Origin of the sequence: Puniceispirillum sp. (SeqCode), from assembly GCF_965657105.1 — a bacterium.
Lineage (GTDB): Bacteria > Pseudomonadota > Alphaproteobacteria > Puniceispirillales > Puniceispirillaceae > Puniceispirillum.
The window spans coordinates 1-4,807 of sequence record NZ_CBFHNB010000089.1 but is presented as its reverse complement, the minus strand read 5'-3'; the positions used below and the strand labels follow the sequence as shown (position 1 = coordinate 4,807).

The 4,807-nt window shown below is 47.4% G+C and carries 7 protein-coding genes; 4 read left to right on the top strand and 3 right to left on the bottom strand.

What is annotated here, in order from left to right; genetic code table 11:
- Together ACTF7Q_RS10110 and rpoH are read left to right on the top strand one after the other, a co-directional pair.
- Positions 1–728, top strand: a 728-nt coding sequence (locus ACTF7Q_RS10110; protein ID WP_438997712.1) for an RluA family pseudouridine synthase, incomplete at its 5' end; no start/stop codon positions are given.
- 141 nt (positions 729–869) lie between these two features.
- Positions 870–1,808, top strand: a complete 939-nt coding sequence (rpoH, locus tag ACTF7Q_RS10105) for an RNA polymerase sigma factor RpoH (protein WP_438997711.1) — start codon at positions 870–872, stop codon at positions 1,806–1,808.
- Between the two features lie 59 nt (positions 1,809–1,867).
- Here rpoH and ACTF7Q_RS10100 read toward each other — a convergent pair whose 3' ends face one another.
- The 3 genes from ACTF7Q_RS10100 to ACTF7Q_RS10090 all read right to left on the bottom strand — a co-directional run bounded on the left by ACTF7Q_RS10100 (position 1,868) and on the right by ACTF7Q_RS10090 (position 3,152).
- The gene (locus ACTF7Q_RS10100; protein ID WP_438997710.1) at positions 1,868–2,098 is read right to left on the bottom strand and encodes a hypothetical protein; all 231 of its coding nucleotides are present in this window, start codon (positions 2,096–2,098) and stop codon (positions 1,868–1,870) included.
- 1 nt (position 2,099) lies between these two features.
- On the bottom strand, positions 2,100–2,390 hold the full coding sequence (locus ACTF7Q_RS10095; protein ID WP_438997709.1) for a hypothetical protein: 291 nt from the start codon (positions 2,388–2,390) through the stop codon (positions 2,100–2,102).
- A gap of 282 nt (positions 2,391–2,672) precedes the next feature.
- Positions 2,673–3,152, bottom strand: a complete 480-nt coding sequence (locus ACTF7Q_RS10090; protein WP_438997708.1) for a hypothetical protein — start codon at positions 3,150–3,152, stop codon at positions 2,673–2,675.
- Positions 3,153–3,690: 538 nt separating this feature from the next.
- Here ACTF7Q_RS10090 and ACTF7Q_RS10085 point away from each other — a divergent pair.
- Positions 3,691–4,212: a hypothetical protein gene (locus ACTF7Q_RS10085; RefSeq protein WP_438997707.1), complete on the top strand. Its 522-nt coding sequence runs from the start codon at positions 3,691–3,693 to the stop codon at positions 4,210–4,212.
- Positions 4,205–4,627, top strand: a complete 423-nt coding sequence (locus ACTF7Q_RS10080; RefSeq protein ID WP_438997706.1) for a hypothetical protein — start codon at positions 4,205–4,207, stop codon at positions 4,625–4,627. The genes ACTF7Q_RS10085 and ACTF7Q_RS10080 overlap by 8 nt, the downstream gene beginning before the upstream one ends.
- Positions 4,628–4,807 lie beyond the last annotated feature (180 nt).

Here is a 4,807-nt window from a genome sequence, read left to right as displayed (position 1 = left end):
CCCATATCATCGTGCTGAATAAACCTGCTGGCATGGTGGTGCATCCGGCCCCCGGATCGCTAACAGGCACATTAGTCAATGCGTTGATCGCGCATTGCGGTGATAGCCTGACCGGTATTGGCGGGGTCATGCGCCCCGGCATCGTCCATCGGCTCGATAAGGACACATCAGGCGTTATGATGGCCGCCAAAACCGATGGCGCGCATCATACACTGACCAGCATGTTCGCTGCGCATGACCTTGACCGCCGCTATCACGCATTGGTCTGGGGCACAGGTGTTGACCGTGACGGCATGGTCGATGCCCCGCTTGGCCGCGCAACGCATGACCGCAAAAAACAGGCGGTAAATCCACGCGGACGCCATGCCATCACGCATTGGCGTGTTATGCGCACCTTGCCGCCCTTTGGCAGTCTGGTTGAATGCACATTAGAAACCGGACGCACGCATCAGATCCGTGTGCATATGGCACATATTGGTCATCCGGTGATTGGCGATCCGCTTTATGGCCGCGCCCCTCGTGCCGGACAAATGCCTGATACACGGGCGCGCACCGGTCTGGCACAAATGCGGGCTTTTGGCCGTCAGGCACTTCATGCTGTTCATCTGGGTTTCGAGCATCCGATAACAGGTGAAACGCTGGCCTTTACCGCCCCGATGCCGCCAGATATGGCCGCCTTACAGAGCCTAATGGAAGATACTGTCGCCATGCGCGCCAAAGGCCTGTAGCTATCTCTAAAATTGAGAATAGCATAGAAAATACTTTTGCCGAAAACTGCCTTAATCCCGCCCTCTTTACATGTATAATTGCTCAGAGTAAAAATAAAGACATGAATATTGCTAGGCAATGCCCCGCAACAGGAGACATAAATGGCAACCGCAACTTCAAAGCCCAAAACCAGCATGCCCGTTCTTAGCCCCGACGGTAATCTGTCGCGCTATCTTGAGCAAATCCGTGCGTTTCCCATGCTTGAGCCAGAGCAGGAATATATGCTGGCAAAAGCGTGGAAAGAAAAAGGCGATGTTGAATCAGCGCATCAGCTGGTGACCAGCCATTTGCGCCTTGTTGCCAAAATTGCCATGGGCTATCGCGGTTATGGTTTGCCTGTTGCCGACCTGATTTCCGAAGGCAATTTGGGCATGATGCATGCGGTCAAGAAATTCGAGCCTGAAAAGGGTTTCCGTCTGGCTACCTATGCCATGTGGTGGATCAAAGCGGCGATTCAGGAATATATCCTGCGCAGCTGGTCATTGGTTAAAATCGGCACCACGGCTGGTCAGAAAAAACTGTTTTTTAATCTGCGCCGGATCAAGGGGCAGATTCAGGCCATTGATGAAGGCGATCTCAAACCCGAACAGGTCACCCATATTGCCGATAAATTGAATGTCACCGAAGCCGAAGTCATGTCGATGAATCAGCGTATGGCTGGCAATGACCGTTCGCTGAATGTGCCGCTTAGCCGCGATGGTGAAGGCACGGGCGAATGGCAGGACTGGCTGGAAGATGACACAGTCGATCAGGAAACCAGCTTTGCCGAGCATGAAGAATATTCGGCCAGAGCGAATCTGATGATGGATGCTATGAAGGGGCTGAACGAACGCGAACAGCGCATTCTGCAAGCGCGCCGCCTTGCCGAACCGCCTTTGACACTAGAAGACCTTGCGAGTGAATTTAATGTCAGCCGCGAACGTATCCGCCAGATCGAAGTGCGTGCCTTTGAAAAATTGCAAAAGGCCGTGCGCGACAAAGCCAATGAGCTGAAATTACTGCCTGCCCAGGATGACGCCGAACCCGCTTTAATCGGGTAATCCGGCGGGGTCACATGTGAGTATGAATGAGAGAGGTGTGGTAATATGTCACGCCTGTTCTAATCAGCGCTCACATCACCATTGAAGGTTAATATCAGCTCACCTTCCGTATTTTGAAGGATTACATTTCTGATCTGATCTAGTTCGGCTTGGGTATAATGGTCGCCGGTAGCGGGCTTCGGGATAAACATAACGCTATTACGCCATTCAATGCGGACAGCTCGATTGGTTTCTTCCATAATACGCGCGCCATTATCAACCATGCGTCGCTGTATTTCGTCGAACGTCACCTCAGGCGGCTTCAGACATCCAATGAACCCCAATAAAACTAGTGCCCGTGGGAAGGCAATCCATCACATTATCACTATCTGTCTCAAGTTCTTGCAGAACTGATTTCGTATTTTCGTCCGGTGCCCATGTGCCGCCAAGCAGAATGGCAAGCTGATCGCTGACTTCTTTAACCACCGTCGGAATTTCAGTCGCTGTTGCCAGCAAGCCCGTCAGATGGCTGTCAGCCGACCAGAAAAAATGAATGTCATTCACCTTTTTGTAAGCAACCGAAACTGATTTTGGATGTGTCATTGTTTCGCCTCCTTGCATGACAAATCAAAGAACCAAGTCGGTATTATGGCTCATTTTTAGATAGCCACATATAATCATTTCACACAACTATATGATTTATATAATTGTAGCGTCATTAAAAGTCAAATATGTGGCTAAATGAAATATACCTATATTACTATTTATATTATATAAAATTTATAGCCTGAAAGCATTACACAATCTAAAGTAGTATTTTACTCACATACCTTATCAATCTCAGATAGTTTAAAAGACAGATTGCCACCAGACATGCGCACCACATCAAGGGCTAACCAGCGGCCAAGCCCGGTCTATGGCCTGATCCAGATCACGCTGGATCAGCCGGTCTATTTCAGCGCGCAGATATAGGCAATCGGCAATCCCCCCTTCGATAGCATCACAGCGATTTTCAAACGCATAAAGCGCCAGCATCCGGCCAGCTTGATCCTGTCTGCATAGCGGCAGATGCACCCCGTCGGCGGCGCGATTGGCACAATAATCATCAAATGAATTGGCGTTGATCTGCGCCTTATGATCCGGCGCTATGGGCGTGCACCCCATCAGCCCGATTCCCCCCATGCCCACGATCATCATCAGCACCATCTTTAATTTCGGCAGGTGCATGAATGCGCATCGGGCGATGATGCCCCAGGGCATATTACCGCGTAAGATTTTGCCCAGTGAGGTCTCGCCCAGTGGAATCTCGCCCAGTGGGATTTTACCTATTGGTGTCTTGGCTAGTGAAATTTTGTCATCTCGCATGACGCCCCCCTGTGCACCGACGGCCTATCGCTTTACGGCGACCCGAACAGCAAAGGCAGAGGCATGTGACGCGATCATGAAAAGGGCCACCCTGGTATCAGGCCGGCCACAACACAACTTTCTTATACCTTACGGTTACAAGCGAAGTTCCTGCTTATTCCCCAAAGGGTATTATATTCAGCAGGCGACCCGACAAGGGGTCGCTTGTAAAACGTAAGGTTTTTAGTCGTGCTTGTGGCACAACAACCATACGAGGCGACCCCCAGAATGGCAAATCCAGTGCTGCCATCGCCCCATCATCAAAGAGTCATGCGGGATTGCGGCCAGCCGACAGACCATCAAAAGGTTAATTTGAGCATTAATTTACTCAAGTCAGGCCACAAAATGACACCATTAACCATTTGTTAACACCCCTCACGCTATGGTGAGGGGATGGGCATGAATAGCGATAAAGTTGAAAAAAAGTGTAGAAATTAATCTTCTGTTAACTTTTCCTCTTTATAAATAGAAACTAAACTAATCCTGATTTTGGTGACTAATGCCAAGCCTAGATGAAATTAAAATTGAAGCTCCGGTACCATCAGGATTACGCAGTAATAATGAAGAGGTTACTTTTGAATTTGCGCCTGAAATTTTAAGAAATTACAAAAATACTAGACGTACTACTAAAATATTTGAAGCCTATACATTAATTGTGGGTGTCCAACTGGACATAAACTTGATTGACGAAATTGATGATTTAGTCAGCCTAAAGAATACAAAATATATTTTTAGAGGAATCAAAAGACCACGTAATGGTGGAGATGATGGTTCGGGCATATATGCCTATGTTACACATCCTAAAGAAAGTTATAGATATGAACCATCAATGACATGTGTGGCTAAAAAGGTCGAAATACCAGACGACCTTTGTTTTGTTACATATGTCGAATTTTTTCAGCACAGTGAAACTGAAATCAAAGGGCTAATAGTAAATTGGACTTGGGTTGAGACAAGCCACGATGAAAAACCAATAGACCATAAAAACCGATACGAAGAGGAGGTAGAATTTGATGTTTAAAAAACCGAAACAAGCAACCAAAACTATCAATATACCGTACGGTGAGTATAAAGCCTGCGCTTTTTATGCGCCGTCTATGGATTTTATCGAATTCATGATGGTTGACGATATTGCCGTTGAAAGACGAATAGATGAATATCTGACGCTGATTTACGACCTAGAACGCATCAATGTTATTGGATTCAAACTCAAGGGCTTAAGGCATTTTTATGATGAAGTTCTTTTACCTCAAATTAGCAACCTTGATGAGGACGACTTTCTTCCTCTGATGAAAATTTTTAATGAAATGGTTGCTCAGCGAGGACCAGAAATCTGCAAAAACATCAATGAAGAAGCCTATGACAAGGTGAAAAGAATGATGAACGAAAACAACATCCAAATGACAGCTGGTGAATTACAACGTGTAGCGGCCTAACGAGTCGTCGTTGCGGCACTGCATAGCATCCGCATTAAGACCCTACCAAGGGCCACTGGCCATAAGGTGATTACAAAATCCGGCCAGTGATGAAAGACCCCGTATTCATGCGGGGTCTTTGTTTATGCGCTTCTTATCAGATAGCTAGTCCGAAATACCACCCCTAGCCGACAAACGGGT

Coding starts and splice junctions, on each gene's coding strand:
- ACTF7Q_RS10095 (WP_438997709.1), bottom strand. CDS start 2,390: ATGACACATCCAAAATCAGTTTCGGTTGCTTACAAAAAGGTGAATGAC.
- ACTF7Q_RS10080 (WP_438997706.1), top strand. CDS start 4,205: ATGTTTAAAAAACCGAAACAAGCAACCAAAACTATCAATATACCGTAC.
- rpoH (WP_438997711.1), top strand. CDS start 870: ATGGCAACCGCAACTTCAAAGCCCAAAACCAGCATGCCCGTTCTTAGC.
- ACTF7Q_RS10085 (WP_438997707.1), top strand. CDS start 3,691: ATGCCAAGCCTAGATGAAATTAAAATTGAAGCTCCGGTACCATCAGGA.
- ACTF7Q_RS10090 (WP_438997708.1), bottom strand. CDS start 3,152: ATGCGAGATGACAAAATTTCACTAGCCAAGACACCAATAGGTAAAATC.